At 55.0% G+C, this 17,502-nt stretch carries 18 protein-coding genes; 13 read left to right on the forward strand and 5 right to left on the reverse strand.

All coding sequences use genetic code 11. The features are described 5' to 3' along the window. The first annotated feature begins 56 nt into the window (after positions 1–56). From ssb to ACTG39_RS06170, 4 genes are read left to right on the forward strand one after another with little or no spacing between them, the layout of a single operon-like run. Positions 57–569 carry a single-stranded DNA-binding protein gene (ssb, locus tag ACTG39_RS06155; RefSeq protein ID WP_439106655.1) on the forward strand — a complete coding sequence of 171 codons (513 nt, stop codon included), beginning with the start codon at positions 57–59 and terminating at the stop codon, positions 567–569. Positions 570–627: 58 nt separating this feature from the next. Next, positions 628–1,509 (forward strand): sugar nucleotide-binding protein, encoded by an 882-nt coding sequence (locus tag ACTG39_RS06160; RefSeq protein WP_439106656.1) that lies wholly within the window; start codon positions 628–630, stop codon positions 1,507–1,509. 2 nt (positions 1,510–1,511) lie between these two features. Then, positions 1,512–2,024 carry a molybdenum cofactor biosynthesis protein B gene (gene moaB / locus ACTG39_RS06165; protein ID WP_439106657.1) on the forward strand — a complete coding sequence of 171 codons (513 nt, stop codon included), beginning with the start codon at positions 1,512–1,514 and terminating at the stop codon, positions 2,022–2,024. Between the two features lie 9 nt (positions 2,025–2,033). Next, on the forward strand, positions 2,034–3,239 hold the full coding sequence (locus ACTG39_RS06170; RefSeq protein WP_439106658.1) for a molybdopterin molybdotransferase MoeA: 1,206 nt from the start codon (positions 2,034–2,036) through the stop codon (positions 3,237–3,239). A gap of 112 nt (positions 3,240–3,351) precedes the next feature. Here ACTG39_RS06170 and fabB read toward each other — a convergent pair whose 3' ends face one another. Together fabB and fabA are read right to left on the reverse strand one after the other, a co-directional pair. Continuing rightward, positions 3,352–4,578 (reverse strand): beta-ketoacyl-ACP synthase I, encoded by a 1,227-nt coding sequence (fabB, locus tag ACTG39_RS06175; RefSeq protein WP_439106659.1) that lies wholly within the window; start codon positions 4,576–4,578, stop codon positions 3,352–3,354. A gap of 3 nt (positions 4,579–4,581) precedes the next feature. Further along, positions 4,582–5,097 (reverse strand): 3-hydroxyacyl-[acyl-carrier-protein] dehydratase FabA, encoded by a 516-nt coding sequence (gene fabA, locus ACTG39_RS06180; protein WP_439106660.1) that lies wholly within the window; start codon positions 5,095–5,097, stop codon positions 4,582–4,584. A 482-nt stretch (positions 5,098–5,579) separates the two neighbouring features. On the opposite strand from fabA, the gene ACTG39_RS06185 reads away from it, so the two are divergent. The 3 genes from ACTG39_RS06185 to ACTG39_RS06195 all read left to right on the forward strand — a co-directional run bounded on the left by ACTG39_RS06185 (position 5,580) and on the right by ACTG39_RS06195 (position 9,259). Next, positions 5,580–6,989 (forward strand): mannose-1-phosphate guanylyltransferase/mannose-6-phosphate isomerase, encoded by a 1,410-nt coding sequence (locus tag ACTG39_RS06185; RefSeq protein WP_439106661.1) that lies wholly within the window; start codon positions 5,580–5,582, stop codon positions 6,987–6,989. 81 nt (positions 6,990–7,070) lie between these two features. Then, complete coding sequence (galU, locus tag ACTG39_RS06190) at positions 7,071–7,901, forward strand: UTP--glucose-1-phosphate uridylyltransferase GalU (protein ID WP_439106662.1); 831 nt, start codon at positions 7,071–7,073, stop codon at positions 7,899–7,901. Positions 7,902–7,909: 8 nt separating this feature from the next. After that, the gene (locus ACTG39_RS06195; RefSeq protein ID WP_439106663.1) at positions 7,910–9,259 is read left to right on the forward strand and encodes a phosphomannomutase; all 1,350 of its coding nucleotides are present in this window, start codon (positions 7,910–7,912) and stop codon (positions 9,257–9,259) included. 27 nt (positions 9,260–9,286) lie between these two features. Here ACTG39_RS06195 and ACTG39_RS06200 read toward each other — a convergent pair whose 3' ends face one another. Next, positions 9,287–10,249: a polyprenyl synthetase family protein gene (locus ACTG39_RS06200; RefSeq protein ID WP_439106664.1), complete on the reverse strand. Its 963-nt coding sequence runs from the start codon at positions 10,247–10,249 to the stop codon at positions 9,287–9,289. Between the two features lie 387 nt (positions 10,250–10,636). Here ACTG39_RS06200 and rplU point away from each other — a divergent pair, with 387 nt between their 5' ends. The 5 genes from rplU (at position 10,637) to ACTG39_RS06225 (ending at position 14,612) form a co-directional block, all read left to right on the forward strand. Then, entirely contained in the window at positions 10,637–10,945 is a 309-nt protein-coding gene (gene rplU / locus ACTG39_RS06205) for a 50S ribosomal protein L21 (protein WP_439106665.1), read from the forward strand. Between the two features lie 12 nt (positions 10,946–10,957). Continuing rightward, complete coding sequence (gene rpmA / locus ACTG39_RS06210; RefSeq protein WP_405273229.1) at positions 10,958–11,215, forward strand: 50S ribosomal protein L27; 258 nt, start codon at positions 10,958–10,960, stop codon at positions 11,213–11,215. A gap of 183 nt (positions 11,216–11,398) precedes the next feature. Further along, entirely contained in the window at positions 11,399–12,589 is a 1,191-nt protein-coding gene (cgtA, locus tag ACTG39_RS06215) for an Obg family GTPase CgtA (protein ID WP_439106666.1), read from the forward strand. Next, on the forward strand, positions 12,586–13,713 hold the full coding sequence (gene proB / locus ACTG39_RS06220) for a glutamate 5-kinase (protein WP_439106667.1): 1,128 nt from the start codon (positions 12,586–12,588) through the stop codon (positions 13,711–13,713). The genes cgtA and proB overlap by 4 nt, the downstream gene beginning before the upstream one ends. Then, entirely contained in the window at positions 13,713–14,612 is a 900-nt protein-coding gene (locus tag ACTG39_RS06225; RefSeq protein ID WP_439106668.1) for a ZIP family metal transporter, read from the forward strand. Before proB ends, ACTG39_RS06225 begins: the two co-directional genes overlap by 1 nt. Here the strand turns inward: ACTG39_RS06225 and hemH are convergent. Beyond that, complete coding sequence (gene hemH, locus ACTG39_RS06230; RefSeq protein ID WP_439106669.1) at positions 14,601–15,692, reverse strand: ferrochelatase; 1,092 nt, start codon at positions 15,690–15,692, stop codon at positions 14,601–14,603. The genes ACTG39_RS06225 and hemH overlap by 12 nt on opposite strands. Before the next feature lie 337 nt (positions 15,693–16,029). On the opposite strand from hemH, the gene ACTG39_RS06235 reads away from it, so the two are divergent. Next, entirely contained in the window at positions 16,030–16,374 is a 345-nt protein-coding gene (locus ACTG39_RS06235; RefSeq protein WP_439106670.1) for a UrcA family protein, read from the forward strand. A 398-nt stretch (positions 16,375–16,772) separates the two neighbouring features. Here ACTG39_RS06235 and ACTG39_RS06240 read toward each other — a convergent pair whose 3' ends face one another. After that, positions 16,773–17,432 carry a YegP family protein gene (locus ACTG39_RS06240; RefSeq protein WP_439106671.1) on the reverse strand — a complete coding sequence of 220 codons (660 nt, stop codon included), beginning with the start codon at positions 17,430–17,432 and terminating at the stop codon, positions 16,773–16,775. Positions 17,433–17,502 lie beyond the last annotated feature (70 nt).

Genomic DNA, 17,502 nt, shown 5'->3' on the forward strand with positions numbered 1-17,502 from the left:
AGAGAGTTGGATTGCTATATTGATGGGCCTTCATTTACAGATTCGGAAATAGCAGTATGGCTTCGCGCGGCGTCAACAAAGTGATTCTCGTAGGTAATTTGGGCGCTGATCCAGAAACGCGCTTCATGCCTTCCGGCGGCTCAGTAACAAATGTTCGACTGGCTACTTCCGAGACCTGGAAAGACAAGCAAACAGGACAGCCCCAAGAGCGTACCGAATGGCACCGGGTGGTGTTTTTCAATCGACTGGCCGAGGTTGCCGCTGAATATCTTCGCAAGGGTTCCAAGCTGTATGTCGAAGGCGCTATCCGAACCCGCAAGTGGCAAGACCAGTCTGGCCAGGATCGCTACACCACAGAGATCGTGGGCAGCGAAATGCAGATGCTCGACAGCCGAGGCGCCGGGGGTGGAGCGGGCGGTAGCGGCGACGGGGGATATGATCAGAGTTATCCCGAAGCTGGTGGCGGGTCCGCGGGTGGACAAAGTTTTAGTCCCTCTCCCCAAGGTGGTTCCGCGCCGGCATCGCAGCCTGCGGCGATGGGCGATATCGACGACGATATACCGTTCTAGACAGCGAGTGTGCAATTCCATGCATCTGTGCATTCACCGCCAGGCACTGCACTAGCCTGTGGATGTTCTTATTATTGGTTCGGACAACCCCTTGGGCATGGCACTTCAAGCCATTTTTGCGCAATGGGGTCGCCACCACTCGCTGACCCTGAACACCGCCGCCGCCCGGTGGCGCAGCGAGCGTCAGGCAAAGAAGGCAGCGCGAAAAGATAAGCCCCAGGCTGTGGTGGATCTGCGGCTTGCATGGCTGGTGGCCATGGGGGAAGTCCCCCAAGCTCTGGACATCGAGCGCGCACACTGGCTCGCTAAAGCCTGCGAGCACAGTGCAATACCGTATCTTCTTCTTTCCAGCGACCTGGTTTTTGCTGGCCAGGGAGCGCGCAGTTTGCGTGAGTTTGATGCGCCCGATGCTTTCAATGAGCCAGGCTTCCAGATTATGGAGATCGAGAGCCGTGTGGCGCAGGCCGCGCCCTCGGCTATGGTGCTCCGCACCGGGCCCTTGTTTGATAGCTCCGGTAATAATTTTCTAACCAGAATGCTGGCCAGGATGACCACCGAACGTCATGCCAGCTTTGATGATCGAGACGTGTTCTGCCCTGTGGCCTGTGTGGATGTCGCGCGAGTGTTGGCCGCCATGCTTGATCAGTTGAGTGTGGGTGCACAGGCAAGTGGTTTTCTTCACTACAGTTCGGGCGACCGCACCACGGAATACGGTTTTGCCGAGGCGGCACTGGCGGCGATGAGTCAGTATCGCGACTCCGGAGACATTGTGATCAGTCCCCGGCAAGACAACTCCGACGAAAGCACCGAGACCCGCGTTTTTGATTGCAGCCGCTTGCGCGATAGTTTCGCGATCAAGCAGGTCCCTTGGCGGGGGTTTATGAATCCCATGGTTAAACAGTATTTTGAGAGTCTCGCGACGCAGGAGCAAAACGAATAATCATGTCCTCAGAGAGCGAATTTGTGGGTCTCGGAATTGCGGTCCTCACCGTGTCTGATACTCGCGGACCCGAGAACGACACCTCAGGAGATTTTCTTGCTGAGGCTGCAAGAGATGAGGGGCATGAGATCGCGCACCGGGCATTGGTGCCCGATGACATCTATCAGATTCGTGCAGTGCTCTCTCAATGGATAGCTGATTCTGGTGTGCACGCGATACTGGTCACCGGTGGTACGGGCTTTTCCGGCAGAGACTCAACCCCGGAGGCGGTACTGCCTCTTTTCGACAAGACGATCGAGGGTTTTGGCGAAGTGTTTCGAGCGCTGTCTCTTGCAGAAATCGGTTCTTCGACGGTGCAGTCTCGAGCGATTGGAGGCTTGGCAAATCGTACCGCGATATTTTGCATGCCCGGCTCAACGGGCGCCTGCCGTACCGCCTGGAACGGCATCCTCAAGGATCAGTTGAATAGTCGTCATCGGCCCTGCAACTTCGTTGCCGTGCTAACGAGCAAGTGAGCGATCCCGTTGAGGCCGCTGCTACCCTTAAAAGATGCCCTGCAACAATTGCTTTCGGGTGCTGCGCCCTGTCTTGATGTTGAACATGTGCCCCTAGGGGGTGCACTGGGGAGAGTGTTAGCCAGCGATCAACACGCAGTGGTTGATGTTCCTCCGGCCGATAACAGCGCCATGGATGGTTATGCCCTGCGATCCAGTGACCAGGGACGTCAGCTCCCCGTGAGCGCGCGCATAGCCGCAGGTGATGTCGTTCATGAATTGGCTCTCGATAGCGTGGCCAGAATTTTCACCGGCGCTGAAATCCCCCAAGGTGCTGATGCAGTAGTGATGCAGGAGGATGTACACCTAACTGGCGACAACGTGGAACTGCCAGAGAGCGTTAGCGCAGGCCAGCATATCCGCGGCAAAGGCCAGGACACACGTGCCGGTGACTTGCTTCTGCATCGGGGGAGGCGCATCAGGCCCCAGGATATGGGCTTACTCGCCTCACAGGGGATTGCGCAAGTTCCCGTATTTAACAGGCTCAAAGTCGCCCTTCTTTCAACCGGGAACGAATTGCGAGAACCGGGATCGGGGCCTCTGTCCCCCGGTGCTATTTACAACAGCAATCGACCTATGTTGTTGGGTCTGCTCACTGCCCTGGGTTGTGATGTTTTGGATCTGGGGATCGTGCGAGATACGCCGGACGCAACTCGTGAGGCGCTCCATCAGGCTTCACAGAATGCGGATCTCATTCTCAGCAGCGGCGGGGTGTCCGTGGGCGAGGCTGACCATGTAAGAGACGCGGTGAGCGCGCTGGGTGAGATTGCCTTATGGCGTATCGCGATCAAGCCAGGTAAGCCCTTCGCTTTTGGCCGGGTTGCCTCCACGCCTTTTCTGGGTGTGCCGGGAAACCCCTCCTCAGCATTCGTCACTTTTTTGTTGCTCGCCAGACCCTATATCTATTCGCTGCAGGGTCGAGACCATGTTCTGCCGGCAGCGCTCACTGCACGCGCCGATTTTTCGGTCTCCCGTCCAGGTAGTCGGCAGGAGTTTCTCCGCGTTACCACGAGTCAAAAGGACGGTGAAATTTGGGCGAGTCCTTATGCGAACCAAAGTTCCGGTGTGCTGAGCTCAGTATCTGCCAGCGATGCTCTGGCTATTGTTCCTATCGATGAATTGATCGAGCGCGGGCAAAGCATACAAGTGCTGCGGCTGGACGACCTTCTCTACTAGATTGCTCCACAGAATTGCGGTACCGCGTCGCGCTACTGATTCTCTTTACTGAAACTCTGGGTGCTTAGACGTTCCCAGTTTGAGAGCGAGCATTAGTCGCTTCGTATATCGTTCAGTCGTTAAACTTCTGAAACACCAAAGACGCATTGGTGCCGCCAAAGCCGAAGCTGTTCGACATGACTCGCTGAAGGTCGACGCCGTTGTGGCGTTCCAATGCGATGGGCATTCCTTCAGCTTCGGGGTCCAGAGTCTCGATGTTGGCGGAAGCGGCGATGAAGCTCTCCTGCTGCATAAGAAGACTGTAAATGGCTTCCTGCACTCCCGCCGCGCCCAAAGAGTGGCCTGAAAGCGACTTTGTCGAACCCACGATTGGCATGCTGCCTCTTTCTGCAAAGGCTTCCTTGACCGCCTTGAGCTCCTGAATATCGCCAGCGGGCGTGCTTGTCCCGTGGGCGTTAATGTAGTCGATGGGGCCCTCGACCGTGGACAGTGCCTGATGCATGCAACGGACGGCGCCCTCACCAGACGGCGCGACCATGTCGTAACCGTCCGAGGTCGCACCATAGCCCACGAGTTCAGCGTAGATTTTCGCTCCCCGTGCCTGCGCCACCTCCAGGGCCTCCAGCACGACCATGCCGCCACCACCGGCAATCACGAATCCGTCTCGGTCAGCATCATAGGCGCGGGACGCACGCTCTGGTGTGTCGTTGTACTTGGTGGACAACGCGCCCATGGCGTCGAAGAGGCTACTCATGGTCCAGTGAAGCTCTTCTCCACCGCCGGCAAACACGCGATCCTGCTTGCCCAGTTGAATTTGCTCCATAGCGTTGCCAATACAGTGTGCGCTGGTGGAGCAGGCAGAAGAAATAGAGTAGTTCACACCGCGGATACGAAATGGCGTGGCGAGGCAGGCGGAGACAGTACTGCCCATGGTTTGGGTAACGCGATAGGGGCCGACTCTGCGCAAGCCGCGCTCGCGGAGAATATCGGCTGCCTCGGTTTGGCTCGCAGAGGATGCACCGCCGGAGCCTGCGATAATGCCCGTACGATCGTTGGATACTTCTGTCTCATTCAGCCCTGCGTCGGCGATGCAGCGTTGCATAGCAATGTAGGCATAGGCCGCTGCGTCGCCCATAAAGCGCAGCTGCTTTCGGTCGATAAGCTCTTTAAAGTCAATCTCGGGTGACCCCGATACGTGGGAGCGCATGCCAGCGTCTATTTGTGACTGGCTCACGCTGATGCCCGATCGTCCATCGCGAAGTGCCTGGGTCACGGTATCGGCGTCGTTGCCGAGGCAGGACACGATACCCAAGCCCGTTACTACTACTCGTCGCTGCATGATTTAAAAACTCTCGGTGGATTGAAAAAGACCGACGCGCAAATCTGAAGCGTGGTAGATCTCTCTGCCATCAACACTGACCGTACCGTCTGCAATACCCATGACCAGCTTACGCTCTATGACACGTTTGATATCAATGGTGTAGCTGACCCTTGATGCCGAGGGCAGGATCTGTCCGGTGAACTTCACTTCTCCACAACCGAGCGCCCGTCCACGGCCGGGATTACCGCGCCAACCCAAAAAGAATCCGACAAGCTGCCACATAGCATCCAATCCCAGACAACCGGGCATCACCGGATCACCAGGGAAGTGACAATCAAAAAACCAGAGCTCAGGGTGGATGTCCAATTCGGCGACGATTTGCCCCTTATCGTTTGCGCCACCTTCAGAGCTGATATGCGTGATTCGGTCTAGCATCAACATATTGGCAACCGGCAGCTGGGCATTCCCGGGGCCAAACATCTCTCCCATACCGCAGGCAATCAGTTCGTCTTTCGCGTAGCTCGATTGAGGATTCATGGTCGTTTGTTTTGTCCGGATTGATTGACTGGGTTGAGTAAACATCCGCGCTGGTGCGGAATAAAATGTGTCGTTGGTACCGAGCTCTTCCAATGTTGTTTAACAGCAGCGACATACTTGCTTGGCGCAAACTTTGATAACACTTTGATAACAAAAGCCGTCTGAATCAACTGCCATCTGAAACCACGGTACTTTGAGGCCAAAAGTAGTCACTGCGTTGTGATGCGGTTGGCGTTTATTGCAGAGTAATCCGCGTTTTGAGGCCTCTGCACTTGCCTGTCAGTGTCGTTCGGATAGTCTGCGCAGTGTTAGCTGGCAGTCGCTATACGGTAGTTTAATGCATGCTCCCGACAAGTGCACCCGTCGCCGCAAAAACAATGCAGGATCAATGCGTTATGTCGTTGAGATCGCCGTGCTTTCCAGTTAATTATGACGTAGAGTTAACGGTGCTACATACACCAAAACGCAGGGAATTTTGATCGATGTTGATACCGGTTTTGTTATCCGGAGGCGTGGGGAGTCGCTTGTGGCCCGTTTCCCGGGAAGCGTACCCAAAGCAGTTTTTGGCGTTGGCCAGCGAGTTGTCCATGCTCCAGGACACTATGGCCCGCACTTCAGACCTACAGAGCGCGGCTCCGCTGGTCATCTGTAATGACGAGCATCGGTTTATGGTTGCTGAGCAGCTTCGTCAACTCTCTGTCGACCCGGCGGCGATTATTCTTGAACCCGAGGGTCGTAATACTGCACCCGCTGTGGCCCTGGCCGCTTTTCAGGCGATAGCGACATCTCCCGATGCACTGCTGTTGGTGCTTCCTGCGGACCACGTGATACGAAACCCTGATGCCTTCACAGAGGCCGTAAAGCTAGGTCTTGCCAAAGCGCAAGATGGTGCGCTCATGACCTTCGGTGTGGTTCCGGATGCCGCGGAGACAGGCTACGGATATTTGCGCCTCGGTGCAGAGCAGGGCGACGGGCTTTATGCTTTAGATAGTTTCGTTGAAAAGCCGGATGCCGAAACTGCTAAAGAATATTTTGAGAGTGGTCAGTATCACTGGAACAGCGGTATGTTTCTGTTGTCTGCTGCAGCCTACCTCGAAGAGCTGAAAGCGCATGCAGCGGAGATTTATGAGGCTTGCGAGCGAGCTATGGAGACTGCCAGCGCTGATCTGGATTTTCTGCGTCCGGGCAAAGAGGCTTTCCTCGCTTGCCCATCGGATAGTATCGATTACGCGGTTATGGAGCATACCCAGCGCGGTGGCGTCATACCGCTGGACTGTGGCTGGAGTGATGTGGGTGCCTGGTCAACTTTATGGCAGGTCTCAGAACGCGATAACGATGGCAACGTCCTGCTTGGCGACGTGATGATCGAAGGCTGCTCAGACAGCTACCTGCGCAGCGAGTCACGCCTGATCGCTGCCACGGGTATCAAAAACCTGATTGTTGTGGAAACCCCCGACGCGATTCTGGTCGCTGATCGGGATGAGGTCCAAAATGTTAAGCAGATTGTTAATCGTCTGAAAGCAGAAGGACGCACCGAGGCATCGTTGCACCAGCGGGTCTATCGTCCCTGGGGTAGCTATGAGTCCCTGATAGAGGGCGATAGATTTCAAGTGAAGCGTATTGTCGTAAATCCGGGTCAAACATTGTCCCTGCAAATGCATCACCACCGCGCCGAGCACTGGATCGTGGTTCACGGCACAGCCGAGGTGACTTGCGAAGACAAGGTCTTTACGCTGGTTGAAGACCAGTCGACTTATATCCCCTTGGGCCATAAGCATCGTCTTGCCAATCCGGGAAAGATTCCCGTAGAGCTCATAGAGGTTCAGTCGGGTAGTTATTTGGGTGAAGACGATATTGTGCGTTTCGAGGATGTGTATGGACGTAGTTCCTAGTCTGGAACTGAAGTAAATCCCTGTCGTCCGCTGTCTTGATAGTTAACACAAGTAAATGATGAATTGCTCTAGGAGTTTCTCGTGATCAAAAAATGCATGTTCCCCGTTGCGGGATACGGCACACGTTTTCTGCCGGCCACTAAAAGTATGCCCAAGGAAATGCTTCCCATCGTCAACAAGCCGCTCGTGCAATACGGCGTTGAGGAGGCTATCGAAGCGGGCATGACTACCTGCGCGATGGTAACCGGCCGTGGAAAACGTGCGATCACAGATCACTTTGATATCAGCTATGAGCTCGAGCATCAGATCAGTGGAACCTCTAAAGAGATGTATCTGGATAGCATTCGGAATGTTCTGGATCAGGGCATCTTTACCATGGTGCGCCAGCGGGAAATGAAGGGCCTGGGACATGCCATTCTCACCGGAGAGACGCTCATTGGCAGTGAGCCCTTTGGTGTCGTGCTGTCCGATGACCTGTGTATCAACGACGGGCCTGGAGTGCTCGCGCAGATGGCCGAGCTCTACAATCAGTTTCGCTGCTCTATTGTGGCGATTATGGAAGTGCCGACTGAAGAAGTGCACAAGTACGGGGTGATTGCTGGAGAGTCCCTCAAGGATGGGATTTATCGCGTTGATAAAATGGTCGAAAAGCCCAGTGCCGAAGATGCTCCCTCCAATCTCGCGATTATTGGTCGTTACATTTTGACCCCGGACATTTTCGACATTATCCGTGAGACGCCTCCCGGCGCTAACGGTGAGGTGCAGATCACGGACGCCTTGCAGATTCAGGCGGACCGAGGTTGTGTCATGGCTTATAAGTTTCAGGGAAGACGTTTTGATTGCGGTAGCGTTCCCGGTTTTGTTGAGGCCACCAATCACATGTATGAAAACCATTACCTCAAAGAGAGCTGAGTAGCGTTATGGACGAAATTACCTGTTTTAAGGCCTATGACGTTCGTGGTCAGGTCCCGAACCAGCTTAATGAAGACATAGCGCTGCGCATTGGCCGTGCCTACGCAGAAGTCATCAAGCCTAAAAAAGTTGTTGTGGGCCACGACATTCGTCTCAGTAGCCCGGCTATCAAGGCGGCACTCACCGAAGGCCTTCTGTCCCAGGGTGTGGATGTTTACGACATTGGTCTTTGTGGCACCGAAGAAATTTACTTCGCCACGCATCACGCGGATATGGACGGTGGCATTGCTGTGACCGCGAGCCACAATCCCAAAGACTACAACGGCATGAAGTTTGTCCGAGAGGGGTCAAAACCTATTTCGGGAGACACGGGGCTGTTTGATATCAAAGCACTGGCCGAACAGAACCAGTTCCAGCCCGCTGATGTTCGGGGAGAGCTCAGGCCCCTGAATACCGAGGAAGCCTATGTAGCTCATCTTTTGAGCTACGTGGACCTGCAAAACTTGAAGCCCTTAAAAATTGTCGTGGAAGCGGGTAACGGCGGAGCAGGTAAGGTAGTAGATCTCCTCGAGCCCCATCTGCCTTTTGAGTTCATTAAGCTGCACCACGCTCCGGACGGTAATTTTCCTAACGGCGTGCCGAATCCCATGCTCGAAGAGAATCGTGAGCCAGTCATTGCGGCTGTGCGTGAGCATGGCGCGGACCTGGGTATCGCCTGGGATGGTGACTTTGATCGTTGCTTCTTTTTTGATGCCAGTGGTCGCTTTGTCGAGGGCTACTATTTGGTGGGTCTCCTCGCGGAGGCGTTCCTCAAGCGTAATCCTGGCGAGCCTGTGGTACATGACCCCCGACTGACCTGGAACACCGAGGCCGTGGTAGAGGAGTTTGGCGGTAAGGCGATTCAAAGCAAGACCGGGCACGCGTTCATCAAGGAGCGAATGCGACTCGAAAACGCGATCTATGGTGGCGAGATGAGCGCCCATCACTATTTCCGTGATTTCGCTTACTGTGACAGTGGGATGATTCCCTGGCTGCTTGTTGCTGATCTCATCTGCGCCCGCAATCAATCGCTGGCGGATATGGTCGAAGAGCGCATGGCGGCATTTCCTTGTAGCGGTGAAATTAATCGCTCCATCGAGGATGCGGCCGAGGTGCTGTCTCGCGTAGAAGCTAAGTATGGGTCGTCTGCTCTGTCCTTCGAGACTGTCGACGGACTGAGCTTTGCTTTCGAGGACTGGCGCTTTAATCTCAGGCGCTCAAACACCGAGCCGCTTGTGCGACTGAATGTCGAGTCACGCGGTGATTTCGAACTCATGCAGTCAAAGACTACTGAGTTGCTTGCACTTATCGACGCTTAGCTAGCGTTGGAATCGCCGCGGCTGCTACTAGTGCGAGCGCTCTATTGATAGCTTAGCGAGCCGTGCCAGGGCAGCTTTCGCCGGCGAGTCTGGTAAACCGTCCAAGGCCGAGAGTGCTTTGTCTCTGCAGTCCAGTGCCGCCTGTCGGGTGTACTCCAGGCTTCCGCAATCGCGGACGGCTTGAATGATTGCCGGCAACTTCTCGCGATCCTTTGCGCTGATGGCATCTCGCACCAATTTCGCCTGAACATCGCTGCCTTCGCGCATAACGTGGATCAGGGGGAGGGTCGGTTTGCCTTCGGCGAGGTCGTCACCGACATTCTTGCCGGTTACTTCCGGGTCTCCCTCGTAATCCAGGAGATCATCGATTAATTGAAAGGCGATACCGATATTGCGACCGCAAATACGCAGCTGTTCTACGCGGGATGCGTCGGCACCTGCAAGGAGGGCGGCTCCCTCACATCCTGCAGCAAATAAGGCTGCTGTTTTGCGATCAATAACGTCGTAATACTGGGCTTCGCTGGTGGCGGCATCGCCGGCCCGGATCAGCTGCAACACCTCTCCAGCGGCGATGGTGTTCGTGGTATCCGCCATCATTTTGAGGACGTCGTGATTACCCAGAGCGACCATGAGCTGAAAGGCGCGGGTGTAGAGAAAGTCTCCCACCAGCACACTGGGCGCGTTGCCAAAAGCACTGTTGGCGGTGGGCCGACCACGACGTAATTCCGACACATCTACGACATCATCATGGAGCAGCGTTGCGGTATGGATAAACTCTACCACCGCTGCGAAGCGGATTTGCTCATCAGTGATGACGCCCAGAGCAGCTGAGGACAAAAGGACCAATACTGGCCGCAGACGTTTGCCGCCGGCGTCAACAATGTACTGACCAACATTTTCGACCATATCTACGTCGGAGCGCAGCTGTTCGATAATGACTGCATTGACCGCGTCCAGCTCTGCGCTGACAACGGCGCGGACTTGTTGCATGCTAGGTGAGACCTTGTCCCATAGAATAGGTCGCGGATGCTAGGTGTACCCTGCGGGAGTGTCAAGGATTCGGCTTCATCTGGGCTGGTCAAAACCGCACAAGCCGCCGGTTTTCGGGGTATATCTTCCTTGAGCTTGGCGGTGCTTTTCAGTACAATCGCGCGCCCGCCACCCGGTTACCGATTTTCGCTCGTGGTTGACCACTCGGTTGGGACAGGGTTTTTGCGCTTAGGCGATTGGAAACCCTTTTAAATACAGATACTTGTGCCCGTCCCTGCCCACTGTGAGAGCAGTGCAGCCGATTGTCCTTGTCGCTGGAAGTGCTAGCGATGTAAATGACGACGGCTTCTTATAGATTTGCGGGAGGGCGAACAATGGAGAAGAAAGATGTACGCAGTTATAGAGAGCGGTGGTAAGCAGCACCGTGTGACAGAGGGCGAATCCCTCAAGCTTGAGAAGATCGAAGCGGCAACCGGCGACACCATTGAGTTCGACCGTGTACTGATGGTGGGTGGCGATAACATGCAGGTGGGAACACCGCTCGTCGACGGCGCCAAGGTTACAGCCGAGGTTATTACTCAAGGCCGTCACGCGAAGGTCAAGATCGTCAAATTTAACCGACGTAAGCACTATCGCAGAGAAACCGGACATCGTCAGTGGTTCACTGAAGTACGTATCACCGGCATTAGCGCGTAAGGAGACTGACAAATGGCACACAAGAAAGCAGGCGGTAGTACTCGGAACGGTCGCGATTCAAACGCCAAGCGGCTGGGCGTAAAGCGTTTTGGCGGTGAGCAGGTCAAAGCCGGCAACATCATCGTTCGTCAGCGCGGAACACGTTTCCACGCCGGAGAGAATGTGCGTTTGGGTAAGGATCACACTTTGTTTGCGACGATCGAAGGCAAGGTAGAGTTTATTACTCGCGGCAACAAAAACCGTAAGTTTGTACGTATCGTTGGCGCCTAAGGCGACACCGATAGCGTAGTGAGAAGCCCTGGTTTCAACCGGGGCTTTTTTTTGCCCGTTGTTTTATCGGTCATTAGTTTTTAAACATTGGTATCCAAGCCTGCCGTTTTTGCTTGAATAGGGTGTTTTAGATATTTTTTGTTGCTGCCGACCCTGCAGCCTAACGCAAGATAGAATGTAGTCATGAAATTCGTAGATGAAGCCAGTATTCGCGTCTTCGCCGGTAACGGCGGTAACGGCTGCCTGAGTTTCAGGCGCGAAAAGTATGTCGAGCGTGGCGGTCCCGATGGCGGAGATGGTGGAGACGGTGGCAGTGTGTTTCTGGTCGCTGATCAGGCCCTCAACACCATGGTTGACTACCGGTTTCAGCGGGTCTACCGCGCTGAAAATGGTCAAAAGGGTCGCAGTCGAAACTGCACCGGCGCGGGTGGCGATGATCTGGAACTGCCTGTACCTGTAGGCACCACCGTCCTTGACGAAGATAGCGGCGAAACTTTGGGGGATCTGGTGGCAGCGGGTGACCGTTTGCTGGTTGCCCAGGGCGGGTTCCACGGTTTGGGGAACACACGCTTTAAGTCTTCAGTTAACCGGGCGCCACAGCAGACCAGTCCCGGCAGCGAAGGGGAGCAGCGGGCCCTGAAGCTTGAGCTCAATGTGCTCGCTGATGTGGGCTTGTTGGGCTTGCCTAATGCCGGTAAATCAACGTTCATTCGCTCCGTATCCGCGGCTCGCCCGAGAGTTGCTGACTATCCCTTCACTACGCTTGTGCCACAGCTTGGCGTCGTAAAGGTCGATGCATTACGCAGCTTTGTTGTCGCAGATATCCCTGGGCTTATAGAGGGTGCTTCAGACGGCGCGGGATTAGGGATCCGCTTTCTTAAACATCTAACGCGCAATCGAATATTGCTCCATCTGGTAGATGTGGCGCCTATGGATGGGACCGATCCTGCCGAGAGCGCGGCGGCTATAGTGCGAGAGCTTGAGCGATTCAGTCCCACATTGGCGGCTCGAGAGCGTTGGCTGGTACTTAACAAGACAGACCTTATTGATGAGCAGTCCCTCTCTGAGATTCGCTCCCGTGTGCTTGAGGAGCTGGATTGGTCGGCGCCGATCTATACCATCTCCGCACTAGCCCACTACGGAACCGATCGCCTTTGTCAGGACATGATGGATTATCTTGAGCGTTGCGCTGAGAACGAAGCCGCGGATCCAGACCTTGTTATTGCGGAGCGACATGCACAGCAGGCTATGCAGGAAGAGGCCCGAGAGCGGGTTGAGTTGCTGCGAGCCCGTCGTCGCAGCGAAGCAGAATCCGATGTCGATGAAGACGACGATGACGATGACCATGACGTGGAGATTGAGTACGCGCCGTGAGCCCTGCATCCCGAGACTGGACAAAGTCTGCGAAGCGCTGGGTGGTTAAAGTAGGCAGCGCGCTTATCACCGATGATGGCCGCAGTATTGATGAAAGTGTCATTGGTGCCCTGGTTTCAGAGCTGACTTTGCTGCGTGAGACCGGCTGTGAGGTTCTGCTGGTGAGTAGTGGTGCCGTGGCAGCGGGGCTGTTGCGCCTGGGGGCAACGGAGCGGCCCAGCGAACTTCACGAGTTGCAGGCTGCAGCCGCAGTCGGACAGTCAGCACTCCTTCGTCGCTATGAGGAGGCTTTTGCGGCAAATGGACTGATGGTCGCGCAGGTTCTCCTGGGACATGATGATGTCCTAGCCAGAGATCGTTATCTCAATGCCCGGGCAGCGCTCAAGACGCTGCTGTCTCACGGCGTAGTGCCCGTGATCAATGAAAACGACACCGTGGTGACGGATGAGATTCGCTTTGGTGACAATGACACTCTCGCTGCGCTGGTGGCGAACCTCGTCGATGCTGATGTATTGGTTTTGCTGACGGATCAGGCGGGTCTCTTCGATGCAGATCCTCGAACTAATGCCGACGCTAAATTGATCGAGCACGCTCAGGCGCAAGACGAATCACTGGATGCCGTTGCCGGCGCCGGCGGTGTTTTAGGTCGTGGGGGTATGGTCACAAAACTCCGTGCAGCTCGCCTTGCCGCGCGCTCAGGTACCGAGACGGTGATAGTCGCGGGGCGAGAGCCTCAGGTCCTCACACGTATTGCCAAGGGCGAAGGGCTGGGCAGCTGGCTCGAAAGTGGCAGTGCTCCCGAGAATGCCCGCAGGCAATGGCTGGCGAGTCTGGTGACTTTTCGTGGAGTAGTGGAGATTGATGACGGTGCTGTCGAAGTACTTAAGGGGTCCGGGCGCAGCCTGCTTCCAGTCGGTGTTAAATCTGTGAGCGGTGACTTTGCACGCGGCGATGTACTGCTTTGTCGTGATGCACAAGGTCGAGAAGTGGCCCGCGGACTGAGTAATTACAATGCGTGTGAAGTCGCTCAAATCATGGGCTTGAGCTCTCGTAGCATCGCTGAAATTCTTGGTTATGGTGGTGAGCCCGAGCTGATTCATCGCGACAATCTGGTGCTGCTCTGATGTCGCCCATGCTATTACTCGTAGGCTATAGCGCGGCCTTGATCCTGTCCTCGATTGCCGGTGGTGCTTTGACGCAGCGCGTGGCCATGACCCATACCCGGACTCAGCTCGCGATGAGTTTGGTGTCAGGTCTGATGCTCGGCATTGCATTTTTTCATTTGCTGCCCCATGCCGTTCTGACCTTGGGAGTGGAGCATGGCCTCAGCACGGTAATGTCCTGGCTGATGCTGGGGCTCATAGTCATGTTGCTTCTGTTACGCACGCTGCACTTTCATCAGCCGGACTTTCCTGCCGAGGGGGTAGGGGCCTGTGACCATGACCATGATCAGGGCGCGGCGGTCACGCAACATAGCCACCAGAAGGTGACGCCCTTAGTTTTGCCCGGTGTCAGCTGGAAGGGCGTTTTGATGGGCCTGACATTTCATACTTTCATCGATGGCGTGGCTCTGGGTGCGGCACTGCTGTCTGCGGCCCATGGTCATCAGCAGCAGCTTCTCGGTTTCGGCGTGTTTCTGGCGATTCTGTTGCACAAACCTCTGGACGCTATGTCCATCACCGCCTTGATGAAAGCCTCGGGGACTACCTCAGGGGCGCAGATGTGGGCCAATCTGGTCTTTGCGCTGGTCTGTCCGCTGGGGGCTGTGGTTTTCTACTTCTACGCGACTCAGCTGGGAATTAACGCGGAGGTATTTGTTGCGGCGGCCTTGGCGTTCTCTGCCGGGGCTTTTGTGTGTATTGCGTTAAGCGATCTACTTCCTGAAGTTCAGTTTCACAGCCACGATCGCGTCAAACTCACCGCAGTGTTTCTCTTGGGTATTGCGACTGCTTATCTCATGGCGCATTCGGACGTAGGCCACAGCCATGCCGTGGCGGTCGCAGCGGTTGTTTCAGGCGGCTGAGCGGGTCTTGAGTGCTTCGGCCATGCTGGCCGTAGCTTCAGAGTGATTGGATGAGGACTTGAGCCAGGGGCTTAGTCTTTCGTTAATCAAGCTTGTCAGGAAATCGATGTGTCCCTCGCTTGAGTTCAAGCAGGGTATGTACTCGTAGCGCTCACCTCCGGCCTCCATGAAGTATTCGCGATTTTCTTCGCCGATTTCCTCAATGGTTTCCAGACAGTCCGCAGAGAAACCGGGGCAGATCACTTGCACAGATCGCACCCCGCTGCCGGCCATCTCCTTGAGCGTGTGGTCTGTATAGGGCTTGAGCCATTCGTCGCGACCAAAGCGTGACTGAAAAGCGCAGAGGTATTCGTCCTCCGAGATGCCCAGTTCCTCGGCAATCAGTCGCGTGGTCTTGTGACACTGGCAGTGGTAGGGATCCCCTTCGTCAAGATAGCTGCGGGGTTCACCATGGTAGGAGAAGAGCAATTTATCAGCACGGCCATGCGTAGCCCAATGTTCTTTGATGCTCTCAGCGACAGCACTGATGTAGCCGGGCTGATCGTGATAGCTGGCTACAAACTGGAAGTCTGGTATCCAGCGTCGCTTTTTAAAATCTTCCGCGATGGCATCAAAGGTAGAGCCGCCGGTGGGCCCACTGTATTGCGGGTAGAGCGGCAGCACGAGTAATTGTCGGGCACCGCGGTCGATCAGGGACTGAAGAGCCTGACTCACAGACGGCTGACCATAACGCATAGCAAAGTCGACGATCACTTCACCCTCATGTTGAGCGTTAAGGCGGTCCTGAATCTCAGCTGCCTGATTTCGGGTGTGGATCAACAGAGGGGAACCCTCGTCGGTCCACACCGTGCGGTAAGCATCTGCCGACTTGGCTGGCCGCACATTCAAAATGATACCGTTGAGAATGAACCACCAAAGTAGCCTTGGGACCTCGACAACACGGGGGTCCGACAGAAACTGCTTTAGGTAGGGGCGCAGTGCGCGCTTATCCGCTGCTTCGGGTGTGCCCAGATTGGTGACGAGCACACCAATACGCCCCTGCTGGGCGTGATCAAAGTCTGGACTGCCTCGATACTTCATTGTGTTACTCGTATTCCTTGTTAATTGGCATACTCGTCAGCCTATCTGTGCCACCAATGGCTGTCAGAGCTTTTAGCGGTGTTTGTACAACCGATATTGTACCGCTAATGCACTGCGCATCTTACTGCTTTCACGAGTGATCTATCTCTCTCGAAACATACGCAGACGTTTGGCCGCTGGATTCCATCGGCTTATCGATGCTTCGCCACACTTTAACGAATCACTGTATCGAGTCCTTGTGAGTTCCCCTAACTTGAAGGCGTGGGGTGGTGATCAAGGGCACAGACCGCAAACGAATCCGGCCTTCGGCCACTTTTGAACTACACGGAGAATGAGCATGAAAGCAACTCGAAACCTAACAATCGCAACAGCAATGTCGGGCGTTCTGGCAGTCTTTGCACTCCAGGCTAATGCCGATAGCACAACTGAAGTCGTCGCTGACTCGGTGGCAAGTCCTAGTCAGGTAGCCGTTGATGTGTCCGATCTGGACATGAGCTCCGCTACAGGCCAGCAAGCACTGCATTACCGCCTGGCTAACGCCGCTGAGCAGGTTTGTGGTCACAGCGATCTACGAAGAGCAGGTAGTGTTGCCCAGGCAGCACGTAATGCTGAGTGCTACGAGCAATCGTTGTCTCGCGCGCTGTCGAAAGTGACGGCCTCGGCGGTCGCTTCAACAAACTAACCAACCGCGTTCCCGCTACCCCTGGCGGAACTCCCGGAGAGTCGCTCCCCGCGGCTTTCCGGAATTTTATGACTTCTTTAAAAGCTGCCTTGACGCTGACTAAGACGTTTAGAGTCGAGTAGTAGTTTCGCCGCAGAGATGCCTGGATGATCGCCGCATACTGCCGGCCAATGGTTACCGGCGCGAAGCTGAGTCACAAATAGTCGTTGGTGATTGAAACGATGGTGAGCGAGCCTGAGAGACTCCTCGCCGCGCTAGCGATGCGAATACGATAGCGAAGTGAAAATTCAGAAGTACAGAAGTGCAGAAGTAACTGCGGCGCTAGCTTGAAGACTAGCTGGAGAATTAACTAGAGCTGGAGTAAAGGCGATAGCCGCTGAGCGGCTACCGCCAGAGACTTACTTCTTTTTGGCTTTAGCTTTGGCCTTCTTAGCAGGCGCCTTCTTTTTAGGTGCCGCTTTGGCCTTCTTAGCAGGCGCCTTCTTTTTAGGTGCCGCTTTGGCCTTCTTCGCAGGCGCCTTCTTCTTAGGTGCCGCTTTGGCCTTCTTCGCAGGCGCCTTCTTCTTAGGTGCCGCTTTGGCTTTCTTAGCTGGAGCCTTTTTCTTCGCTGCAGCTTTCTTAGGTGCGGCCTTCGCTTTCTTAGCGGGGGCCTTTTTCTTTGGCGCGGCTTTGGCTTTCTTCGCAGCGGCCTTCTTCTTAGGCGCTGCTTTAGCCTTGGGAGCCTCTACAGTCAGGTCAACTGTATCCGCGCTGGGGGCATTCGCGCCCACGGCCTTGATGCCTTTTTCCATGCTTACAGCATTGGAATACATCTGGCTCTTGCCAATCACCTGACCGTTGGTCGCCTTCATTACAAAGTAAGGCTGTTTCTTGGTCGACATTTTACGCTCGTAGGGTGCATCTTTGTCCGCATTTTTCTTAACGGATGAAATGCCCGCAGTCGCTGATCGCTTGTTGTCGTAAGTCTGGCTGGTAAATACGACTTGTCCGTTTCCTGATTTAAGATTGAAGGAAAACTTTCCAGTTTTTCCTTTCTTAAGTTCAAACTTTCCTGCCATGATCACACCCCTTGTAATGATCCCTATGCCCAGTCACGTTATGTATGCGCGAAATACTAGCCCCGCCTTT

Origin of the sequence: Congregibacter sp. (genome assembly GCF_965662665.1) — a bacterium.
Taxonomy (GTDB): Bacteria; Pseudomonadota; Gammaproteobacteria; order Pseudomonadales; family Halieaceae; genus Congregibacter.